This is a genomic window from Terribacillus sp. 7520-G (genome assembly GCF_002271665.1).
GTDB lineage: Bacteria > Bacillota > Bacilli > Bacillales > Amphibacillaceae > Terribacillus.
The window spans coordinates 119,136-141,883 of the sequence record NZ_NQFP01000007.1 but is presented as its reverse complement, the minus strand read 5'-3'; the positions used below and the strand labels follow the sequence as shown (position 1 = coordinate 141,883).

At 48.5% G+C, this 22,748-nt stretch carries 20 protein-coding genes and 1 riboswitch; of the genes, 1 reads left to right on the top strand and 19 read right to left on the bottom strand.

The features are described from left to right. Nucleotides 1-21: 21 nt before the first annotated feature. From CHH53_RS02920 to CHH53_RS02835, 18 genes are all read right to left on the bottom strand, one after another. Complete coding sequence (locus CHH53_RS02920; protein ID WP_095214622.1) at nucleotides 22-810, bottom strand: cell division protein FtsQ/DivIB; 789 nt, start codon at nucleotides 808-810, stop codon at nucleotides 22-24. A gap of 433 nt (nucleotides 811-1,243) precedes the next feature. Continuing rightward, nucleotides 1,244-2,431 (bottom strand): acyl-CoA dehydrogenase family protein, encoded by a 1,188-nt coding sequence (locus CHH53_RS02915; RefSeq protein ID WP_095214621.1) that lies wholly within the window; start codon nucleotides 2,429-2,431, stop codon nucleotides 1,244-1,246. 4 nt (nucleotides 2,432-2,435) lie between these two features. Further along, complete coding sequence (locus CHH53_RS02910; protein WP_095214620.1) at nucleotides 2,436-3,827, bottom strand: LLM class flavin-dependent oxidoreductase; 1,392 nt, start codon at nucleotides 3,825-3,827, stop codon at nucleotides 2,436-2,438. A gap of 18 nt (nucleotides 3,828-3,845) precedes the next feature. Then, a complete protein-coding gene (locus CHH53_RS02905) occupies nucleotides 3,846-5,120 on the bottom strand; it encodes an MFS transporter (protein WP_233134795.1) in 1,275 nt (424 codons plus the stop codon). A 12-nt stretch (nucleotides 5,121-5,132) separates the two neighbouring features. Next, nucleotides 5,133-5,684 (bottom strand): NADPH-dependent FMN reductase, encoded by a 552-nt coding sequence (gene ssuE / locus CHH53_RS02900; RefSeq protein WP_095214619.1) that lies wholly within the window; start codon nucleotides 5,682-5,684, stop codon nucleotides 5,133-5,135. Between the two features lie 91 nt (nucleotides 5,685-5,775). Further along, nucleotides 5,776-5,882: riboswitch (SAM riboswitch) on the bottom strand. A 145-nt stretch (nucleotides 5,883-6,027) separates the two neighbouring features. Beyond that, nucleotides 6,028-7,173: a stage V sporulation protein E gene (spoVE, locus tag CHH53_RS02895; RefSeq protein ID WP_095214618.1), complete on the bottom strand. Its 1,146-nt coding sequence runs from the start codon at nucleotides 7,171-7,173 to the stop codon at nucleotides 6,028-6,030. Between the two features lie 29 nt (nucleotides 7,174-7,202). Next, complete coding sequence (gene murD, locus CHH53_RS02890; RefSeq protein WP_095214617.1) at nucleotides 7,203-8,555, bottom strand: UDP-N-acetylmuramoyl-L-alanine--D-glutamate ligase; 1,353 nt, start codon at nucleotides 8,553-8,555, stop codon at nucleotides 7,203-7,205. Next, nucleotides 8,555-9,535 carry a phospho-N-acetylmuramoyl-pentapeptide-transferase gene (mraY, locus tag CHH53_RS02885; protein ID WP_095214616.1) on the bottom strand — a complete coding sequence of 327 codons (981 nt, stop codon included), beginning with the start codon at nucleotides 9,533-9,535 and terminating at the stop codon, nucleotides 8,555-8,557. The genes murD and mraY overlap by 1 nt, the downstream gene beginning before the upstream one ends. Nucleotides 9,536-9,614: 79 nt before the next feature. Continuing rightward, the gene (locus CHH53_RS02880) at nucleotides 9,615-10,967 is read right to left on the bottom strand and encodes a UDP-N-acetylmuramoyl-tripeptide--D-alanyl-D-alanine ligase (protein ID WP_095214615.1); all 1,353 of its coding nucleotides are present in this window, start codon (nucleotides 10,965-10,967) and stop codon (nucleotides 9,615-9,617) included. Nucleotides 10,968-10,969: 2 nt separating this feature from the next. Then, the gene (locus tag CHH53_RS02875; protein ID WP_369819856.1) at nucleotides 10,970-12,445 is read right to left on the bottom strand and encodes a UDP-N-acetylmuramoyl-L-alanyl-D-glutamate--2,6-diaminopimelate ligase; all 1,476 of its coding nucleotides are present in this window, start codon (nucleotides 12,443-12,445) and stop codon (nucleotides 10,970-10,972) included. Between the two features lie 120 nt (nucleotides 12,446-12,565). After that, nucleotides 12,566-14,500, bottom strand: a complete 1,935-nt coding sequence (locus CHH53_RS02870) for a stage V sporulation protein D (RefSeq protein ID WP_095214613.1) — start codon at nucleotides 14,498-14,500, stop codon at nucleotides 12,566-12,568. A 79-nt stretch (nucleotides 14,501-14,579) separates the two neighbouring features. After that, nucleotides 14,580-16,715, bottom strand: coding sequence for a penicillin-binding transpeptidase domain-containing protein (locus CHH53_RS02865; RefSeq protein ID WP_095214612.1), 2,136 nt, complete (start codon nucleotides 16,713-16,715; stop codon nucleotides 14,580-14,582). A gap of 16 nt (nucleotides 16,716-16,731) precedes the next feature. Further along, nucleotides 16,732-17,112, bottom strand: a complete 381-nt coding sequence (ftsL, locus tag CHH53_RS02860; RefSeq protein WP_095214611.1) for a cell division protein FtsL — start codon at nucleotides 17,110-17,112, stop codon at nucleotides 16,732-16,734. 18 nt (nucleotides 17,113-17,130) lie between these two features. Beyond that, nucleotides 17,131-18,090, bottom strand: coding sequence for a 16S rRNA (cytosine(1402)-N(4))-methyltransferase RsmH (gene rsmH, locus CHH53_RS02855; RefSeq protein ID WP_095214610.1), 960 nt, complete (start codon nucleotides 18,088-18,090; stop codon nucleotides 17,131-17,133). A gap of 24 nt (nucleotides 18,091-18,114) precedes the next feature. Beyond that, nucleotides 18,115-18,546 (bottom strand): division/cell wall cluster transcriptional repressor MraZ, encoded by a 432-nt coding sequence (gene mraZ, locus CHH53_RS02850; protein WP_095214609.1) that lies wholly within the window; start codon nucleotides 18,544-18,546, stop codon nucleotides 18,115-18,117. A gap of 166 nt (nucleotides 18,547-18,712) precedes the next feature. Next, a complete protein-coding gene (gene bshC, locus CHH53_RS02845; protein ID WP_095214608.1) occupies nucleotides 18,713-20,338 on the bottom strand; it encodes a bacillithiol biosynthesis cysteine-adding enzyme BshC in 1,626 nt (541 codons plus the stop codon). Nucleotides 20,339-20,376: 38 nt separating this feature from the next. Continuing rightward, complete coding sequence (locus tag CHH53_RS02840) at nucleotides 20,377-20,760, bottom strand: DUF3397 domain-containing protein (protein ID WP_095214607.1); 384 nt, start codon at nucleotides 20,758-20,760, stop codon at nucleotides 20,377-20,379. A gap of 3 nt (nucleotides 20,761-20,763) precedes the next feature. After that, nucleotides 20,764-21,639 carry a 2-dehydropantoate 2-reductase gene (locus tag CHH53_RS02835; protein ID WP_095214606.1) on the bottom strand — a complete coding sequence of 292 codons (876 nt, stop codon included), beginning with the start codon at nucleotides 21,637-21,639 and terminating at the stop codon, nucleotides 20,764-20,766. Between the two features lie 160 nt (nucleotides 21,640-21,799). Between CHH53_RS02835 and CHH53_RS02830 the strand changes: the two genes are divergently transcribed. After that, nucleotides 21,800-22,249, top strand: coding sequence for a GNAT family N-acetyltransferase (locus CHH53_RS02830; RefSeq protein ID WP_158221466.1), 450 nt, complete (start codon nucleotides 21,800-21,802; stop codon nucleotides 22,247-22,249). Between the two features lie 21 nt (nucleotides 22,250-22,270). On the opposite strand, the gene CHH53_RS02825 is transcribed toward CHH53_RS02830, so the two are convergent. Further along, the gene (locus CHH53_RS02825) at nucleotides 22,271-22,747 is read right to left on the bottom strand and encodes an RsfA family transcriptional regulator (protein ID WP_095214604.1); all 477 of its coding nucleotides are present in this window, start codon (nucleotides 22,745-22,747) and stop codon (nucleotides 22,271-22,273) included. Between the last annotated feature and the right edge of the window lies 1 nt (nucleotide 22,748).

Below are 22,748 nucleotides of genomic sequence, written 5' to 3'. Positions count from 1 at the left end.
CAAAATGCTATGATTTTCTGCTTATTGTCCCTCTTCTGTCTCTTTATCTTTGTCTTTGTCTTTTTTCCCGGAAGGCTCGAAATAAGTGCCCACTCCCATATGGAGCACTCCATCCACCTCTGGGTCAAGCTGTGCTGCGATGCTTGGATAAGCCTCCATGTTGGTGGCAAATGTACGAATCGTGCCTTGGACTTCCCTTCCGTCATTCATGAATAGCTGGATGACATATGGATTGTCCTCGGTAGGCTTGTAGTAAATCTCAGAAATGAGCCTGGTGATCGAATCTGGCAGCTGATCAAGCTCCTCTGCCATCTCATCCAGATATTCATCATCCGAAAAACCATAAAGAATCGGGGCATCGGATTTTGGCTGGTCCCACTTTTTCTCCGAAATGCTTCCATTCGTGAGCAGTGCGCGATAGCTGCCGTCCAGCTGGAGATAGCCCACTCTCCCAAGCTCCGTCACATTAATCGTGACAGTTGCGGGAAAGCCTCGGCTGATCGACACTTTCTCGACTTCCTCATTCTTCTGTATCCGCTTGATCACCTTATCCTTATCGATCCGCCACATATTATCCGACGTCGTCAACCCGCTGCTTTGAATGATAGTATCATCCGGAAGGAAATCATTCCCTTCCACTTCCAAACGATGGATATTGCTGAGTGGTGATTGCAAGTAGACAATGATGGAGATAAGTACGAAGAAGATAGACAAGTAGAATATCAGCCTTCTATTCGCCTTCTTTTTCCTCGCTTGCTTTAATTTTGGAATGCGGTCCTCAATGGAAACAATTTTCTTTTTTTCGCTCATTTCCTCTTCTTCCTATGCTGTACAGTCAAAAACTGCTTGTATTGTAATTATAAAATTATAACACATTCGTATAATGGAAGGAGTCTGTAACCAACAAATTATCTGGAATTCAGTGTCTGAGAAGGTCTCTTTACCTAATTATATAAGAAGTCGCCAATCTCCTTCTTCAATAGCCAAGAAATAAAACTTCCATCCATCTTCTATCGTTTGATTCTATTTCCATTATTTTTCCTCTGCTGCCTTCTCCCCTATTCTATCATGACATTCGTTTCCGCGTGCCCTCTTTTGTCGGTCTGGCTTCGCTTTTTCAAGGTGGTAAAAATACCCAGATTCCATCTGATGCCCTTCCTTTCCCGAATCGCTGTTGCTATGTAAAGGTTAATGGGTCCTTGCAGCAATGCATGGACCCATATGCAGAAAAAGAAACCTCTCCTCAGGAGGTTTCTTCCCACAAATCATCCGATGATCCTACGATCTGCTTTGCCAGAATATCACGGGCCAAATTGTTGGAAGGACCCATAACAATACCCGCTCTGGCATCACGGTAAAACCTTTCCAGCTTACCAATTTTATAGCCATAGCCGCCGGTTATGTCCATGGCAGCCTGCGCAATCACATTCACTGTTTCCGAAGCATGGATCTTAAAGGATAGCAAATCTTGCCGGGTGGATGGGCACAGCTCTTTCGATCCGCTGGTCAGCTGCTGATCGATGTCCGTGCGGAGTTTATGCAACCACGCAGCAAGCCCTTTATATTGAATGGCAGCTTTGGCGAGCAGACCACGGATAACCTGGTAGTCGGCCAGACTTTTGTCCACATCACGATGGTGATTCCGTTTGGCATATGCTGTGACCTCTTCGACTATTCCGCCAGCCAATCCTGTCCAGACAGAGCCGAGGCCGAGCAAATAAGCGACACTCCCTTCTACAATGGACCTGCCAGCTCCCTCGCCCCCGAGCAAATTTTCCTCAGGCACTTGCACGCTGTCCAATGTCAGCGAGGAACTATGGTTTCCTCTCACTCCGAGGGCATCCCAGCTCCCGAAGCTGAGACCAGGATTAGTTCCTTCAATGATGAAATAACTCAAATCATCGGCAGCGCAAGCACCAGGGGACCCGGTTTGAACAATATAGAAATCAGCAAAGCCGCTGCTTGTCGTAAAGGATTTTTCCAAATGGAGCTCATAACCGCCCGGTGTCCGCTTTGCTTGGCTTGTGTTTATCCAGTACCTGCCTCCTGAAGACCTTTCGCTTGTTGAAGTGGTGCCAAACCAGCCATCTTGTACAGGTTTCAGCCACTTCTCGTGCTGCTCCTCCGTGCCGAAACGGTAAATGGCATCGGCCGCCTCTACGTGCATGGTGTAGACAAGACCCGTGGATGGGCAATGAGCGGCAATTTTCTCGGCCACAATCGAAAATGCTTCATAGCCTGCACCAAGCCCGCCCAGATCCTCCGGAAGCAAAATTCCATTCAGCCCTTTTGCTGCAAGCGCCTGTATATTCCCCTTCGGAAAAATTTTCTCCCTGTCCATCCGGTCCGCCGAAGGGGCGATGGTTTGTTCCACTACTTCATCAATGAGAGACTGAATGACCTTTAGTTTTGTTTCATATATTTTTTCCATGACGTTACACCATTTGCTTTCCTTGTTCCTGAACTGCTCTCCCGGCCAGACGTGCCGGATGATGTCCCGGCAGTCTGCTGCTTCCGCTTAAATTCTCACGCAGCGTAGTACCTTCATAGTTCTTTCTGATTCTTCCCCGCTCCTGGAGGATCGGCACTACATGATCAGCTAAATCTTTAAATGTTCCGGGTGTCACTGCATAGGCTATATTGAAACCATCCACGCCGGTCTGTTCCACCCAATCCTCCATCGCATCTGCAACTTGTTCAGGTGTTCCGGCCACCACCGGCCCCATCCCCCCGACACCAACGAATTCGGCCACTTCCCGTACAGTCCATTTTTTATCCGGTTCTATTTTCGTGAATATCTCCACTGCCGAGTGGATCGCTTCATTCTCGACAAAACGAAGCTCTTCGTCCGGGTCATATTCGGAAAAATCGATGCCGGTCCAGCCCCCGAGCAATACCAGACCTCCTTCATAGCTTGCATGCCTCCGATAATCGGCCAGTTTCTCCCGGGCTGCTTCCTCTGTCTCCCCTACAATCGGAGTGAAGAGACTCATCACTTTAATTTCCTCCCGATCACGGCCTTGACGTTCCGTCTCCTCGCGAAGTTTATCTACATAGCTCTTTGTCACGGTGACAGTAGGCGTACTGATAAAGACACACTCCGCATGCTTGGCGGCAAATACCCGTCCCTTTGACGATGATCCTGCCTGGAAAAGCACAGGTGTCCGCTGCGGGGAAGGCTCGGAAAGATGCGCCCCAGGAACTGTGAAATACGTGCCTTTATGGTGGATATCGTGTACCTTTTCGGGATCGGTGTATACTTTGCGTTCCGTATCGCGGACGACCGCTCCGTCTTCCCAGCTGCCTTCCCAAAGTTTATAGCACACTTCCACGTATTCCTCAGCAATGTCATAGCGCTCATCATGTTTGATTTGAGTATGCAGACCTAGATTTTTGGCTGCACTCTCCAGATAGGAGGTGACAATATTCCAGCCCACTCTCCCCTTGGTCAAATGATCCAAGGTGGATACCCGGCGTGCAAAGCTGTACGGATGCTCATATGTGACCGAGGCTGTGATGCCAAAGCCTAAATGCTTTGTGACTTGAGCCATCGCCGGAACCACGAGCAGCGGGTCATTGACAGGCACTTGCGCAGCCTGGCGCACTGCCCCATCACGCGAATCCTGGTAGACATCGTATGTCCCCAATACATCCGCCAAAAATAATGCATCGAACTGACCGCGCTCCAATATCTGCGCAAGTTCCGTCCAATAATCCAAATCCTTGTAGCGATGCGCCTGATCCTCAGGGTGTGTCCAGAGCCCGGGTGATTGGTGTCCGACGCAATTCATATCAAATGCATTCAAATAGATCCGTTTATTTGTCATTTGGTGATCCTCCTTTGATTATCTGACAGCAAGCTCATCCATCGCATGTATTTGAGCTTTCGCAGCTGGGGCCAAAAATGGCGTCAATAGAAAACTAAGTGCATAAAGAATGGCAAATCCCCATACAACGCCGATGATGCCCAGGTAATTGTTCAGTATCCCGACAAGCACGGGCCCCAGGAACTGACTGGCTCCTGCGCCCAAATTGAGTACGGATATCGCCGCACCGCGATTGGCAGGAGCAAGTGTCGGCAGGATGGCAGACAGTGGGACAAAGGCTGCAATCGCCGCACCGAATAGGATGGCGTTCAATAAAAGCAGCGGGATGTTTGCTCCGAAGGCCGCCGGAATGTAGTAGTAAAGCAGCGAGCAGACAGCAGCTCCGACACAGCCGAACCAGCGGACCACCTTCACCCAGCCGATCCGGTCGCCAAGCATGCCGAACAGAACCCCTGCTGCCATATTGCTGACAGACTGTACAGCCCACAGCTGCAGCCATTGACTCGTTGATATATCCAAGAAACTGGTGAAGAATCCAGGCATGACAACGACAAATCCGTACCATCCAGCTGTATTGATTGTCCGGAGCAGACCGCCGGCAGCAACCCGCGGGCTTTCCCATAGGATCGTGATCCCCTTCAGCGCTTCGGCCCATTTATTTTCTTTAAGCTGATCCTGGATCCTAAACCCTTCCCGATCTTTATCATCCACCAAGGCAATTCCCAGAATCCCCCCCAGGATGATCCAGATAAGCGAGCTCCACAGCGTGGCCATTTCCCCGATGAAAGGAAGGAGGACACTTGGATAATAGGAGCCAAGAAACCCTATTCCGCCCGCGAACATAAAGAAAAACCAGCCCATTGCCGTTGCCAGCTTTTGCTTCTCGGTACGGTAGGCAATCCACACGATGAAAGCAAAGGCAAACAGCGGATAGCCGAAACCGCGGAGGCCGTACATGAGCACCATCATCGAAAAGCTTTCTAAATAAAGACCGAGATACAGAAAACCGATTTCGAAAACCACCCATGTGAACAGCCCGATCAGCATCGTCTTGCGCGGTCCGATGACCTCCCCAAGCACACCGGCAAGCCAGGAAGCGAAAGTAAGCACAATCCCATAAGCGCTGAACATGATCGCTGACTGATTGGCAGTGAAGCCGATATCGACCACATACTTAGACAAAAATGCTTGCTCGATACCATCACCGGTCATGAATAATAAAATGGCAAGCAAACCGCCAATGACTTGAACAGGCATCCCAAACAGTGTTCTCTTAGCTAATGGTGCGCTCATCATTCTCCTCCCTCACTTTACAGCCGCAGCAGCATGAGTGCGGCGGATCGCCTCAGCCAGCTGATTCGTCTGTGTTCTGAGCCTTTCACCGGTTTCTTCATCTGCAATCGGATTCTCCGGGTTCTCCTTGTTGATGTGATGATCGCATAGATACACACCCTGCAATGCTTCACCCTTAAGATTGGCGATAAGCGGCTTTAATGCATAATCTATCGCGAGCAGATGTGCCGGGCTGCCGCCTGTCATGATCGGAAGCACTGGCTTATTCCTGAATGCGTCCTGCGGGAATAAATCAAGTAGAGCCTTCAATATGCCTGTATAGGCTGCTTTGTAAACAGGGGAGGCAATAATCAATCCTTTCGCGTTTCTGACTGCCTGGCTTGCCGCCGAGATTGCCGGACTGTCGAATTTCGCATACAGAAGATCCTCCGGCTCAAAATCGGTAACACAAATCTCGCTTACGGAATAACCTTGCTCTTTTGCCTGCTTGCCGGCATACTTTGCTGCCAGCTGCGACCGCGAATGTTTGGATGGACTTCCTGAGAGAATAATAATGTCAGTCAATTTGTCATTTCTCCTTTTTCCGTGGTAGAGTGACTAAACGAAAAAAAGCTCCCTTTTCCGAAGAAAAGAGAGCGTGATATAATCGCCCGCACTCTTATCTTCCAAGAATTTAATCTTGCTGGATTTAGCACCTTTCTGACATCGTCAGAGGTTGCTGAAGCTTCATCGGGCCAGTCCCTCGGCTTCTCTTGATAAGAACTGTATGAAATTGTCTTCAATGATACGTGCACCGCTCAAAAAAGTCAATGCTAATTGTGCGAAAATTTCCAATATAGTACTTTTGTCATTTCGTTTGTTCTGTTCATATCCCTTCCATCCTGATCCGTGTTGCCCATACTGACTTTTAGAGTCTGCTATACCTGCTGACATTCAATAGAATGCCGACGGAACTCAAGGTAAGTGTCAGCGACGATCCCCCATAGCTCAAAAACGGAAGCGTAATGCCAGTAACCGGTATCAAACCAATGACCACACTGATATTGATCATGCATTGAATGGCTATCATCCCGGTGATGCCCAATGCCAGCAAGCTGCTGAAACCATCCGGGGCCCGGAGTGCAACTTGGATGCCGCGCCATAAAAACAGCAGGAAAAGCAGCATGACGCCAGCACCGCCTATGAAGCCTAGCTCCTCTGCTAAAATAGCAAAGATGAAATCCGTTTGCGGCTCCGGCAGATAGAAAAATTTCTGCAGGCTATTCCCTAGCCCAAGCCCCATCAAGCCTCCTGGACCGATTGCATATAGGGACTGGATGATCTGAAATCCTTCACCCAAAGGATCTTGCCATGGATCGAGGAATGCGGTGATGCGCTGGATGCGATACGGCGCTGACAAAATCAGCGCAGCAAATGCAGCCAAGCCCAATATGCCCAGTCCGACAAAGTGAGTGATCCTCGCTCCGCTGACCAGAATCATCACCATGCATGTAAGCACAAGGACAACGCCAGTTCCAAGATCCGGCTGGAGCATGATCATTCCGAATGCCGTAAAGACGAGCAGGAGTGATGGCAGGAACCCTTCCTTCAGGGAAGTTATATATTTCTGTTTAGCCGACAGATAGACGGCCAAATAGATGATCAAACCCAGCTTGGTGAATTCCGAAGGCTGGATGCTGAAGGCCCCTACACCGATCCAGCTCCGCGCACCGCCCCGAACCATTCCGATACCGGGAATGAGGACGGCGATAAGTAAAATGAAGCAAATCAGCAGGAGTATCTTGGCATATTTCCGCCAATTTTCATAATGCACCCTGGATATGATGAGCATCGCTCCCAGCCCCACCCCGGCAAACAGCAGCTGCCGTTTCGCAAAAAAGAAGCCATCGTCGAATTTATACTCCGCCCATATCGCAGAAGCACTGTATACCATGATGATGCCGATTGTCAGCAAGCCCCCTATGGATGAGAGCAATAGCCAGTCCGTCTTCGGAAGATTAGATTTACGCAAAGAAAAACCCCATTTCCTTGGATTGGAATTGGGGGTCCGCATGCAGCGAAGCGGCTGAGCAGGACAAGCCCCTACTCTAATGTATGCACCGCTTCAACAAACATGTCTCCTCTTTCTTCGAATGTCCGGTACTGATCCCAGCTTGCACAAGCCGGCGACAGCAGGATGACATCGCCGCTTTCCGAAATGCGATAGGCGATGGAAGCTGCCTCTTTGACATCCTTGGCGTGTTCGATAAGTTCGATGCCAGCCATATAGGCAGTCTCCCGCAGTTTTTCAGCCGTTTCACCGAACACGATCAACGCCTTGACATGTTCCATGAAAGGAACGAGTGTTTCAAATGTATTACCGCGATCCAAGCCGCCTGCAAGCAGGATGGTAGGCTGGTCGAAAGAAGATAATGCCTTGGATGTTGCCAGGATATTGGTGGCCTTGGAATCATTATAGAATGCCCGGCCATTGATATGTTTGATATACTGCAGACGATGTTCGACGCCTGAGAATGTCTTCAATACTTGCTGGATGCCTTCATTGGTCGCCCCTGCCAGCTTGGCAGCGGCAACAGCAGCGAGGATGTTTTCCAGCTGATGGCCGCCGACAAGGAGAATGTCCTTGATTGCTGCCACTGGCTCTTCCTTGAAGTATACATGCGTATCATCATACCACGCACCGTCTTCCAGCTTTCGTGCACCGGAAAAAGGAACCAGCGTCGCTTTTGCCTCTTTGACGATTTCACGCAGACGTTCATCCTCCGCGTTATAAACAAGATAATCGCTCTTATCCTGATTGCGGAAGATGTTCGCTTTTGCCTGCACATAGTTCTCGAGGGAATGGTGATAATCCAAATGTGCCTCAAAGATGTTCAGCATCACGCTGATATGGGGACGGAACTGATCGATGCCTTGAAGCTGGAACGATGAAAGCTCCAAAACAAGCCGGTCGTCCTCAGTTGTCCTATTGGCCACTTCAGAAGCAGCTGTTCCTATATTACCGGCGACGTAGGTGCTTACCTGACTTTCCTTGAGCATCTCATAAGCAAGCGTTGTCGTAGTCGTTTTCCCATTGGAACCGGTAATGCCGATCAATGTGCCCTTATGGAGCAGCCCGGCCAGCTCCACTTCCGTCAGCACAGGAATATTCCTCTCCATGGCTGTCTGTACGATCACATTTTCATAGCGGATGCCTGGATTTTTGATTAAAACATCAATACCATCCAGAAGCTCCACTTCCTGCGGACCAAGCTTCACTTGGGCACCTTTTTGTTCCAGTATTCGGACCAGCTCTTCCTGGTTGGATGCATTCAAATCACTTACACGGACATCGCGCCCATGGGCAAGCAATGTAGTGGCAGCTGCAAAGCCGCTTTTGGCCAATCCAAGTACAAGGACGTGCTGATATGGGAAGTTTGTTTCGAAATCACGCATCATAATCCCACCTTCATGTAAACACCGATGACAGCAAATAATAGTCCGACAGCCCAGAATGTCGTGACGACACGCCATTCAGACCATCCGGACAACTCATAATGGTGGTGAAGCGGACTCATCTTGAATACCCGTTTCCCAGTCGTCTTGAATGAAATGACCTGGATCATGACGGAAAGTGTCTCGATAACGAAAACACCGCCGATGACAATCAGCAAAATTTCCATTTTAGTAAGGATGGCTACCGCTGCAATCGCTCCGCCGAGACCCAAGGATCCTGTATCCCCCATGAATACCTTCGCCGGGTGTGCGTTGAATACAAGGAATCCGAGCAATGCACCGACTACAGCCAACGCAAATATTGTGATCTGTGTCTGCTGGACGTCGTAGTATGCCACGACAGCAAAAGCCCCAAAGGCGATTGCTGCAGTACCTGCAAGCAAGCCATCCAGACCATCTGTCAGATTGACGGCATTGGAAGCGCCGACCAGCATGACAAGGATCAAGAAGAAATAGCCCCAGCCAAGGTCCCACTGAATCGATGTCCCCGGAATTTGTATGTACGTACCGAAATCATTGTATCGAAGCAGTGCATAAAAAATAATCGCAATGATGATCTGACCGATCATCTTTTGTTTGGATGTCAATCCAAGGTTCCGTTTCATAGCTACTTTGATGAAATCATCCAGGAAACCGAGTAAGCCATATCCGATCAAAACGAATAGAAGCAGCCACGTTTCCAGGCTCATTTGAATATTTCCAACTGCATGCATGATCCAGGTGGATACGACAATGCTGATCATGATCATCACGCCGCCCATCGTCGGTGTACCCGACTTCTTCATATGGGATTGTGGTCCTTCCTCACGAATACTCTGACCGAATTTCAACCTGCGTAGAAATGGTATGATTATTGGAGAAATAAGGACGGTGACGATGAATGCTACCGCAATTGCCACAAGTAATAGTGCCACGTTCATTGATGTTTTCCTCCTTTAAAAAAGCACCCGTCCAGTTAAATGCCGGCGCCAGTGGCGCCATTATTCTGATTACCAGCTATTAATTCTCTTCCATAACAGCGATTGTGTCAAGTATGGATTCCATCTTCATGCCTCTTGATGCTTTCAGCAGCACAATCGTATCTTCCTGCAGCAGCGGCACCAATGCCTCTGCCAAGGATTGCTTATCATGGAAGTGGACTGCAGTGATTTGTTCACCTTTCAATGCATCCGCTATCTCAGCTGCGTCCTCACCGACGGTAAATACATGGGAAGTATCCGTCGTTATCGCATTGGCAATTTCCCGATGATAGCGTTTTGATTCTGCCCCTATTTCATAAATATCCCCAAGTACAAGGATACGTTTTGCATACGGCATCTCCTGCACTGTCCGTATTGCTGCCTTCATCGAAGTCGGGGAAGCGTTATAAGCATCATTGATGATCTTGCTTCCATTCAGTCCAGCAAGCAGTTCCATTCGCATTCCCGTCATGGATGGGGCATTCAATGCGTGCTGAATAAGATCCCGGCTCAGTCCCAGCTGTCTGCCCAGCACAATCGCATAGCCTGCATTCCGTACATTATGCGTCCCAAGCAAGGAAAATGTATATTTTTCACCGTTCACTGAAAAAACAGTCGCTGCATCACGTGTCTGTTCGATGTGCAGATGCTGCTTATTATGCTCTTCGAAACCACAAGTGACTGTCGTCTTTTTACCATGATGATAGGATAAAAGAGGCTCGTCACCATCGATGATCAACATGCCATCCTCAGCCAGGCCGGCAGTTATCTCGCTCTTTGCCTTGGCAATGCCTTCCCTGGAACCAAGGAATTCAATATGTGATTCACCGATATTCGTTATGATTGCGTAATCCGGCTGCGCAATGCGGGATAATAATTCAATTTCACCGAAATTGCTCATCCCCATTTCCAATACCAGCACCTCACAGGAAGGCTGCATGGATAAAATTGTGAGCGGCAAACCGATATGATTATTCAAATTCCCCTTGGTCGCGAGAACTTCGTATTTTTCTTTCAAGACACTCGTCACCAAATCTTTGGTAGTCGTTTTACCATTGGAACCAGTGATGCCGACAACGATGGGGTCGACTGCTTCCCGATGCGCTTTTGCCAGTTCCTGAAGGGCTTCCAGCGTATCATCGACAAGAAACAGGACAATCGCAGCAGCTGCTTCCGGAACCGGGACTGATTTGTCCCAAAGGGAAGCGACTGCCCCTTGCGCTATTGCCTGTTCGATGAAAGCATGCGCATCGAATCTTTCTCCCCTGATCGGGACGAATAAACTGCCCGGCGCTTCCTTTCTGCTGTCGGTATTTACTTGTGCAATCTCAAAATCCTGCTGCTTCGTTGCATCTGGGAAAAGATCATATAAGAAATCACTTGTAAATAGCATGGTCATTCTCCTAATCCCGCTCTTTTGATAGCTTCCGCTGCGACAAGACGATCATCGAAATCAAGCACCTGATCGCCGACGATTTGATACGTTTCATGTCCTTTTCCTGCAATCAGCACGATATCATCCGCTTGTGCAAGCCCGACGGCACGTTGGATTGCTTCTTCGCGATCCGGGACAACGACGTATTTGTCGGATTCCAAACCTCGGATCATATCCTCAAGGATCGCTTGTGGATCCTCCGTGCGTGGGTTATCGGCAGTGAAAATGGCTGTATCCGAATATTGGACGGCTTTTCCTGCCATAAGCGGGCGCTTCGTCTTGTCACGGTCGCCGCCGCAGCCTACAACTGTTATTATCTTGCCCTTCACAAAGGATTTTATCGTCGTCAGGACATTCTCCAAGGAATCCGGTGTATGTGCATAGTCGACAATCACACCAAATGACTGTCCAGCCATGACAGGTTCGAATCTCCCCGCCACTCCGGTCGTCTCTTGCAATGCCTTGCAGATTGTGTCAAAAGGTACGCCGCTGCATATAGCTGCACCCACGGCAGCAAGCATGTTGTAGACATTGAACTTGCCCATCAGCTTACTGGTGATTTTTGCTTCGCCCTTTGGCGTCTGCAGCAGGAAGCTAGTGCCATTGGATGCAAGCTGGATATCCTTGGCCATGATATCTGCCGGTTTATCAATTCCATAAGTGCAGACCGGCTGAGCAGTCGATTTTATCAAAGCCTCTGCATAATGATCATCCGTATTGATGACTGCGTATTTCGGATGCCCGGGATCGAAGGTATTGCCCAGCTGGGAGAATAGGAGACTTTTCGCATGGAAATAATCCTCGAAGCTAGCGTGATAATCCAGATGATCCTGAGATAGATTCGTGAATACCGCCACATCGATATCGGTACCATGCACCCGCCCCCTGTCCAATGCGTGGGAGGAAACCTCGATGACAGCCGTATCGACTCCTTCATCGACCATCTTCCGGAATCCTTTCTGGAGGAAGACAGCGTCCGGTGTCGTATTTTTCACCGGATATGCCTCGTCCTTGATCTTCATCTGGATCGTCCCGATGACACCTGTTGCTTCTTGATTGGCACGGAATATGCTTTCCAGCAAATAGGTCATGCTCGTCTTGCCATTCGTACCAGTGATACCGATGACACGCATTTCCTTCGATGGATGATTGTAGAAAGCATTCGCTATTGGAGCCAGAGCACGCAGAGTGTCCTTCACAAGTATGACTGGAATGGATACATCAAGCGGGCGCTCGGCAAGTATTGCAGCCGCTCCTTGATCCTGCGCCTGTTTGGCAAATGTATGTCCGTCGACTACGGCACCATCTATACAAATGAATAGATTGCCAGATTTGACTTCCCGGGAATCGATCGTCACACCAGTGATGTCAATTCGTTCATGGTCCGCCTGCTGTTCGTAGAAAGGCAGTGCGGATAATAAAACTGCAAGTTTCAATATTGCCACGTCCTTCATTTTTCCTTACAAAATGCAAAGTATAGTTTTTTAATCGATTGAAGCCTAAAAACCTTTCCCCATTATACCAGAATTTATGTCTGCAGTAATGGTTCATCTGATTTATTCAGGCGGGTTTTCCGATAAATAAAGACGGACAGTGGAGCCTGATTCCAGCTTTGTCCCAGCTTTTGGTTCCTGATCGACGATATATTCGCCGCTTCCGCTCAATTCCAGATTAAGCGTCGTATAGTATTCTGTCAGCTCGCGCTTACTCATCCCAATGAAGTCCGGTGCTTCTGCCGGAGGTTCTTCAGGCCAGCTGTATGATTTCTCCAAGCCGTCCGTCTGCGGCTCCACTCCCATGGAGCGAAGACTGTCCTCCAGGATCGTACCCACGATCGGCGCAGCCACTTTACCACCGAATTGAATGGTGTTCTTCGGATTATCGATTGCGACATAGACGACTATTTCCGGATTATCGGCCGGAGCGAATCCGATAAAGGAAAGAATATAGTTATTCTCCATGTAGGTGCCGTTCGCTCCCACTTTTTGCGCTGTTCCCGTCTTCCCGCCAATCCGGAACCCTTCACGGTAAGCACCGCGCCCAGTCCCTTTCGCTACCACGTTTTCAAGTGCATAACGCACCTGTTCCGAGGTATCCTCGGAAACAACCCGCCGTTTCATCACGGACTCGGTGGCTGTCTCCGTCTTACCCGTGACCGGATCCTTCCAAGACTTGGCGATATGCGGCTGATAAAGGTATCCCCCATTGATGGCTGCCGATACACCCATCACCTGCTGGATCGGCGTCACGGATACTCCTTGTCCGAAAGCAGTGGTGGCTGTCTCTACCGGTCCTATCTGTTCGGGATCGAATAGGATGCCTTTGCCTTCCCCCTGCAGGTCGATACCGGTTTTCTCACCGAACCCAAAGTCCTTGATATAAGAGAACAGACGCTCCGTGCCAAGCTTCTGCCCCATGGATACAAATCCCGGGTTGCAGGAATTCTGCACGACCTCCAAATAGGTTTGATCACCGTGGCCGCCGCGCTTCCAGCAATGCAGTGTAGCACCGTCCACCTTGATGGCGCCGCTGTCATGAAAGTGATCATTCTCCAAATCGATCACCTTCTCCTCCAACGCCGCTGCGAGTGTGATGATTTTGAATGTACTACCAGGCTCATAGGAACTCCAGATCGGCAGATTCCTGTTATATGTGTCAGGGTCGGCTTCCTTATAATTCTCCGGGTCGAATGAAGGTCTGGACGACATAGCGAGCACCTCTCCTGTATCAGGATCCACCGCCAAGGCAATCGCACCATCCGGATTATATTTCGCTTCTGCATTATTCAGTTCCCGCTCCACTATGGTCTGGATGTCGGAATCGATTGTCAGCTGAAGGTCCTTGCCATCGGTCGGGGGCTGATAGACATCGGCCATATCCTCCAGTCGACGCCCTTTTGCATCCGAAAAGAACGACAGACTGCCGGCTTCCCCGCTCAGCTCCTCATCATAGTTAGCCTCCAGTCCCATCAGCCCCTGATTATCGATACCGCTGAAGCCAAGGACATGGGACAAATAATCCCCATTGGGGTAGTGCCGTTTTGAGTCTTTGGCAATATAAACGCCTTCCATGTCGAGGGCTTGAATCGCTTTTGCCTGTTCTTCTGAAATTTTCCTCCCTTCCGGATGAATCCTTTCAATCGAGGCCTTCTTCGTCACATGCTGCAAAGCCTTGTCCTTTTCCATCCCAAGAATCTCCGCAAGCTTCTCGGCCGTTTCATCCGGATCCTTGATTTGACGCGGCACGACCATGACGGTCGGCGCAGAAACATTTTCTGCCAGCACTTCCCCATTCCGATCGAGTATTTTTCCTCTTTCAGGTTCGAAGGTGATATTACGGCTCCAGGAATCCTCAGCCTTGTCCACTAGGTCCTTGCCAAGGACGAACTGAACATATGCTAATCGGATCCCGATGACAAGGAACACGATGAAAGCCAAAATAAAAACAGTGACCAACCGCTTGCGCATCGTAACATTGGATACTCTCTTCAAACAAATCTCTCCCTCGTATACAAAGGTAGGCTTGTATCCATGTTATGTACGTTTGCAAGCGGATAGACCACTGTTAGTTTTACGTCGAGAATTCGACAGCCAGATAATCGTTCTTATTCAGCTTCGTTCCCTTTTTGATACTTTGGGTTTTTGCATAACCGGTGTGGATCGTCTCCACATCCAGCTCCAACAGCTCGCCCAATTCCAGTACTTCACGCATCGACCAGCCTTTGATATCCGGCATTGTCGGTTCATCCGTGACGATGATGGCTCGTTCGCCTTCGATAACCTCATCGCCGCTTGAGACATTCGTTTTGGCAACTTTGTCTCCTTCACCGACGACAACCACTTCCATGCCAGTGTCCTCCAATGCTTTCTTCGTTGCCCGAGTGGACATACCAGCAATATCCGGGACGCGTTTTTCTGTCACTTCTTCCTGATTATCCGTTTTATCCGGGCTGATATCCATATAGTGCAGCGCATTTTCCATCACATTCTTGAATATGAAGGAAACAGGTTCACTGCCGGTTTCCGTATCGCTCAATTCAGGCTGCAGCACGGAAACATACATGATCAATTCCGGATCATCGGCAGGCGCCATGCCAAGGAAGGAGAATAAATAATTATTCTTACCCTTCATATACCCGCCGCCTTCTGGATTGGGGATTTGTGCGGTACCGGTTTTTCCGGCCACACTATAATCATCCAGTTTGTACGGTTTACCAGTACCATGCTCGGAGGTCACGACCGATTCAAGGATTTTCAATGTCTCGTCTGCCGTTTCTTTCGAAATTGGTTCCGCTTGAACCTTCGTCTTTTTCTGCTTGACTACTTTTTTTGTGTCCGGATTGACGATCTTATCGATGATATGCGGTGTCACCATCTTCCCGTCATTCGCAATGGCACTTGCGGCAGTGATCATTTGGATCGGAGTTGCCGTCGTCCCCTGCCCATATGCTGTGCTGATTCTTTCAGCTTCGTAATTATACAGGATCGTACCCGGTATCTCACCTGGCAAATCAATGCCCGACTTTTGATCAAAATGGAATCTTTTCAGGTATTCAAGGAACTTATCTTCTCCGATTTTATTCGCCACCAGATTAGCGACCGCAACGTTGGACGAACGCTGAATCCCTTCCAGATAGCTGATCGTACCCCAGGATTTATTATAATCCCCGATCGTCGTATCCTTATCGACCTTATATGTTCCGGATTTATATGTTTCATCCGGATTCCATTTCCCTTCTTCGATTGCAGAAGCGACCGTGAACATTTTCATGGTCGATCCTGGCTCCATCGGATTGGAAATGGCGTCATTATACCAGTTCTCCACATTTTCCGGATTATTTGGATCATAGCTTGGGCGGTTGCTCATCGCTACGATCTCACCGGTTTTTGGGTTCATGACGATAGCACTGATTTTCTTGGGATTCCACTTATCATCTACCTGAGTGAGTGTATCCTCCAGTAAAGTCTGGATTTTCTGATCGATGGTCAGATAGACATTATCTCCATCTTGGGCTGCCTTCACTTCTTCATCCGGGTTCAGCAGCTTGAATCCATAACCATCCCGTTCATAGGATATATTTCCGTTTTTGCCCGAAAGCTGATCATTCAGCTGCTGCTCAATTCCTGTCATCCCTGTGATGACTCCATCTTTTCGCTGGGCAAGGCCGATGACCTGGGAGGCAAACGTCCCGTTTGGATAAAAGCGCTCAGCTTCTTCCGTAAACTGGATGCCTGGTAAATCCAAAGCTTCGATCTCTTTTTTTTGATCTTGGGAAAGTCCGCTTCCTGCAGAACCGAATTCCACTTGCCATAGACCTTTATCGATACCCTTTTGCAGACGTTCCTTTAAATCTTCGGGATCAGCATCGATGATTTTCGCTAGTTCCTCTGCTGTCTTGTCAACATCTGTCACATGGATCGGATGCTCTTTATCCGCGGAATACTTTTCACTGACAATCGCATAAATAGAATAAGTTGGCTGATCATACGCCAACTCCATTCCATTGCGATCCAGTATTTTCCCTCTCGTCGCCTCCAGCGTATACGAGTCGGTCCGTTTATTTTCCGCAAATTCTTTTAAATTGACTCCGGCAACTTCCCCGGAGGCTTGTATGAACAAGAAACGTCCAGCTATGACAAGAAAGAGCACGGCAAAGAAGGATAACAGAATCATCGCCATTCTTTGTGACGTCTTGTTTCTTTTCATATTAACAGTACCTTTCTCATTCCGAGACTTTATTGGCCTCTTTTACTTTTGCACTTTGCACTTTAAGGCCTGCATCACGTGCGATATCGATGATGCGTTCAGGCTTGCTCAGTTCCTTTACTTCATAAGTCAGATCTTTGTTGGCAACCTGTTGATGGTTGATTTCGGTATCCAGTGCTTCCAAGTCGCGGTTCAGATTATATGTGGAAGCCGCGAAGGTTACGAAATAAGCTGCTGCAGCCAAGATGACCAAGCTGAAGAATGTATAAAGAATCTTCTCCCCTGGCGTAATCCATGTTTTCTTGTGGACCTTTACTTTTACCTGCCGTTTTGGCTGCTGCTGCGGTCTTTGCGCCGGACTGCCTTGCTGCCAGCTTCTTGCTCGTTCTGCGCTCAAGCTTATTCCTCCCCTGTTTTAGAATTCGAATTTGGAACTCCATGGTTTTATCTTCTCGGCTACACGGAGTTTGGCGGAACGGGATCTTCTGTTATCTTCCAGTTCCTCGACACTAGCAACTATCGGCTTTCTCGTGATAAGAGCAAATGGCGCCTTACTGTCTTCCGGTAAAATCGGGATATTCCGCGGTACCGGCAGGGGCGTGCTCCAAGTCTTGAACGCCTGCTTGCACATCCTGTCTTCCAGTGAGTGGAAGGTGATCACTGACACCCTTCCCCCAACTGCGACCAGCTCCGCTGTTTGCTGCAGCGCTTCCCGGAATGCTTGCAATTCATCATTCACTGCAATCCGGATCGCCTGAAAAATCCTTTTGGCGGGATGACCGCCTTTCCTTCTTGCTGGTGCAGGAATTGCTTCCTTGATCACTTCGACCAGCTCGAATGTCGTTTCAATCGGTTTCGTTTCTCGTCTATTCTCTATTTTTCTTGCAACCTGCTTGGAAAAATTCTCTTCGCCATATTGGAAGAATATCCGCACAAGCTGTTCGTAAGACCACGTATTGACCACCTCGTAGGCAGACAGCGCCTGATTCTGATTCATGCGCATATCAAGCGGCGCATCGTGCTGATAGCTGAATCCTCTTTCTGCCTGATCAAGCTGCGGGGAGGACACGCCGAGGTCGAATACAACCCCATCCACTTCCGTGACGCCCCTTGCCTCCAACTCGCTTTTTAGGTGACGGAAATTCGCCTGGATATATTCGATTCGATTGCCATACTCCGCCAATCTGGCCGATGTGGCCTCGATGGCTTGCTTGTCCTGGTCAAAAGCATACAGTTTTCCTTTTTCGGATAACTGCTTCAAGATCACTTCGGCGTGACCGCCTCCACCCAAGGTGCAATCCACATATGTACCTTCCGGCTTCACAGCGAGCCCTTCAACCGTCTCCCTGTTCAGCACACTATAATGTTCAAACAAGCTTTTACATCCTTTCGGCTGCCATCAAATATCGAAATCAAGCATATTTTCAGCGATTTCAGCAAAAGATTCCTCAGATTCATCAAAATAGGAATTCCATTCGCTCTCCGCCCAGAATTCGATCCGGCCGGACACGCCAATGATGGCGACGTCCTTCTCCAGCTTCGCGTATTTCCTAAGCGGTGCAGGGATATTGATTCTTCCCTGCTTATCAAGCTCGCATTCGACTGCTCCTGAAAAGAAGAAACGAGTGAATGCACGGGCATCCTTCTTGGTCAATGGCAGCTTTTTCAATTTTTCTTCCAGGAGTCTCCATTCCTCCATAGGGTATCCAAACAAGCATTGGTCCAATCCTCTTGTCAGTACGAACTTCTCGCCCAAGTCTTCTCGGAACTTGGCAGGCACGATAATACGTCCCTTCGTATCGACCGTATGCTGGAATTCCCCCATAAACATAGACTCCGCCCCCACTTTCCACTTTCATAGTACCACATCCCCCCACATTTCACCACCTCAATATTCACACTTTTTATTAGCATTTTCTCCCTTACCCAGCGTTATTTCGGACGTTTCTGCACAAAAAAACGTGCCTGGTCGTCGACCAGGCACGCATTCTGTTCCATTATAACTTTACGATATAGTGAGAGGTTGTGAAATCATAGTTTTTTTGCGATAATTCGCGCCAAATCCCCACTCCATGACTATTCCAGAACGAAAATACATTCCATGTCCGCTCTTGAAGCCCATTTTGCGGGTGGAGAGCGCATTGTATATGATCAAAATGGGATAATGCCACCCTATGCTGTTCTTTGATCCTGGATTCCATTCGCTTAACGAGAAAATCGATGTCCTCTTCCAGATGACGAAGATTCTTTTCCGCCAAGCTGCCAAGATCGTCGGCAATGGATGCAGCACTATGCCGCAGCGGTGCATGCAATTCAGCCATCGCCTGCTTCACTTGTTCGGATATGACTGCAATCGGCGGCTGCTGCTGTGCAGCAAGATAGTGGATTTTTTCAGCTTCGACACCTGCAGTGATGGCTTTTTCAAGACTTAATCGATAACGTCCGAGCAGCTTCTCCACCTTGCTGTCAAGCAGCGTGAAAGAAAGGCGCGGCATGACGGGCGGCATTTTGAAACCAACTGCCTCAAATCCCGGCTTCAAATTCGCCCAATATTGGATTTCCCCGGGACCGGCGATGAAAGCAAGTACCGGCAGCAAGTAATCCTGCATGAGCGGACGGGTGACGACATTATTACTGAGTCTTTCCGGGGAGGATTCTGCTATATGCAGCAGCTCTTCCTCGGTGAAGATTGCTTCATCACTTTTGCCTCGCCACTTGCCTTCGGCGTCACGGACGAGCAGCGTCCTTTCTCCTTCGATATAACAGAACAGGTTGCCATCTTCCATTTCTGCACCCAGGACGTCTGTATAACCCATTTGCTGAAGCCTCTGGGATGCACCATAGACACCATGGCTTATTTCGCGCTGCTTTTCGATCAGCTCACGGAAGAATGGGCGCTCTATATTGCGCAGTTCCGGATCACCCGAATCAAGCAGGACGAGTCCGCTATCTTTATATAGATAATGGATGAGCTTGGCGAAGAAATCGACGAATGTTTCAGACTGATGAAGGATATCACCGATGATCCGGTGCATATCCTTCGTATGAGCCGTTTCCGGCAAAGAAGCGATCACTTCCTCCAAGAAAGCATGCGTCAATCCATTGTCCAGCTTTATATCGGAAGCAGCTATTTTTCCCGTCAGGTGCTGTTTCCACTTTAGTTTCTTCATATCATTTCGGATCGGGAGGAATATGTGATTGATTTCCTCCACATCATGATCCTCACCCGCTATCCAGAAAACCGGTATGACAGGCGCGCCAAGTTTTTCACTTTGCTCCGATGCAAGCGCGATAATCGAAGTGATCTTATGCAATGTCAATAAAGGGCCTGTGAAAAGTCCAGCCTGCTGGCCGCCGACGACAGCGACAGCTTGGGGATCTGCCAATCTGTCGATATTTTGGAATGTTGCTTGATCGGCTCCCCACTCCTTATTTCGTCTATGGAGCAGTTCCGCCAATTCCTCCCTCGGATATTTTCTAGCTTCGAGCTCTTTCAGCCTGGACTCATAGCTATCCTGATGAAATGGGGTGAAATCGAAACTTTCCATTATCGAAGGAAGCTCTGCCCGATAATCAGCCACCAATTTGTTTGGACTTCCCAGTCCCATTGGTTGTATTACCATAATAAGTACTCCTTTTTATTTACATGTGAATATATGTATTATTGTCTGATGAAAGTGATGATGACACCTGCCACTAACAGCAGGATGTACAGCGGACCGAACAAAAGGAAGCAGATGCGCAAGAATACCCGCCACACATGCTTGAATACGATTTCGCCTCGGTATTTATGATGCATCAGCACGATCACGATGAACAATACCGCAAGGAATCCAATCATATATCCGATTACTGTATGCTGTAAAATTATTTGCAACATAATCATAACAGAAAAGATATAGAATACGGCAGTAGTTTGCACGCTATGAAGAAAAGCATTCCGCCTCTTCCGGATGATCCGTCCTGCAATCATATAATATATCCAGGTTGCAAGCGGCGGGACAGTGATTGCCGCCGCCAGGAGGTAAGCAATTAAGTGGGTCATAGATTAGTCCTCTCCTGCCGTTTTCGTAAGTCCATGTATACTATGATAAACAAAGTCCGTATAAGGGACATCATGTTTTGCATGTTTGCGGATATAGCCGGATATGGCTTCGATCTCGGTAAATGCGCCAGCTTGTATATCCTTATACATCGAGGAACGATTGGCTTTTGTAGCCTGTATGATCCGCCGCACATTTTCCCATTGCTCTTTCCTATCGAAACCGAGTGTTTCAGCGGCTTCCTTGCATAACATCCGCGCAATATGCTCAAATGGCTGCCGCTCCAACAGTTCACCATTTTCAATCCGATAAATGGCAGTCAGCGGATTGATCACGGCATTCGCAATCAGTTTTGTCCCCAGCATCTTATACCAATCACGCTCATATATAAAAGGGAAATCAGCTTCATGGAGCCGTCCTGCCAACTCAAAAGCGTGCCCGCCTGACAAATCAGCCAGCCGGATCACAGCTTCTCCTGTATGCTCCACCGTACGGGGATCCATTCTTAAGGCTCCATGTTCGACAGACCCAACGATAATCGGATAATCAACATCCACCTTGCGCAGCATATCTGTATGCCCCATCCCATTTTGGAGGAATACGACTGCCGATCGGGCATGCAGCTTTACCTTATCCCAAATCTCCGTCAAATCATATTGCTTCACACAGATAATCCATGCATCCGCTTCTGTTGATTCCTGTAAATCCTCAAAAGCTGATGCCGTAACTGCTATCACTTCTTCCCCGATACGCAGGCCTTCAGCTGCAATCCTCTTGGACTGGTGCCGTGTCCTTGTCAGAAGACGCACATCATGAAATCTGCCGAGTTTAGCGGCGAGAAGCAACCCGATCGCCCCTCCGCCGATCACATTGATTTTCATCCCCGTTCCCCCATTCGTCCTTTACCTAATTGTTTATTTTAGCAAAAGAACCGACATAATGGATACAAGAAATATAACGCTTGAATTTGTAAACGTTTTCATATATATTGGAAATATGGAGCACAGAGCAAAATTTTTTAATACGGAGAGGGGATTCTGTATGACATTTGCTAAAGTGGAAAAACTGCCGGTGAACTATAAAACTGCCGAGGATTTTGAACGCTTTGCGGCACAGGGGAATGCAGAGCTTTCCATGCTGGATGAATTCCGGCTGAGTCTGATCGAATGTGAAGATGACACGTTATTTTATGGTATCTACATGGACAATGAGCTAGCGGCCAGAATGGCTCTGACCTTCGTGGATGAACAGCGCGACAACACCTTTTATCCTCCAAAGGGCTACGTGGAAATAACCAAACTGGAGGTGCTTCCAGCTTATCAAGGCAATAAGCTTGGTTCCTCCCTGGTTGAATTCGTCCAGTCCTTCGCCAAGCCAGTCCGCACGAAAGCAAGGATCAACTCGGAAGCCTTTTGGACGAAACTTGATTTTAAGGATAGCCAAAAACAAGAAAATGGCTTGTCCGTCATGACATGGCAGCCGACAAAATGAAAAAGCCCGATCGGGCTTTTTTTATTTTGTCTCGGCTTCGTCAATCACCCAGCGGCAAAGCTTTTCCATTTCGATGCATGCATCCTGATATCGTTTGAGTTGATCCTTCAGCTTGGCATTCTCTGCTTGGAGCGTCCGCAGCTCTTCTTGCGGTTCCTTTTTCGGCACTTGAATGTTCTGCTTGACCTTCTCAAGCAAATCGATCGCTGCTTCCAAACTGATGGATTCCTTTTCCTCTTTCACCTGCGCAGCTTCTTTATTGGATGCAGGGAGCTGCTGTTTGCGCTGCTGCTTGGCAATTTCGATATCTGCTTGATAATACTGACGGAGCGAGGCATTCCAGCGAAAACCGCAGGCTGCTGCTGTTCGGTTCAGCTTCACTGCGACATCCCGGAAGGCATCGAGCTGGGTCTTACCTTCCTGGATATAGTCCAATACTGTATTTGCCAGCAGTACATCCTCTTTATCCGACCATGCATCTTGTCTAGTACTCTTCAAA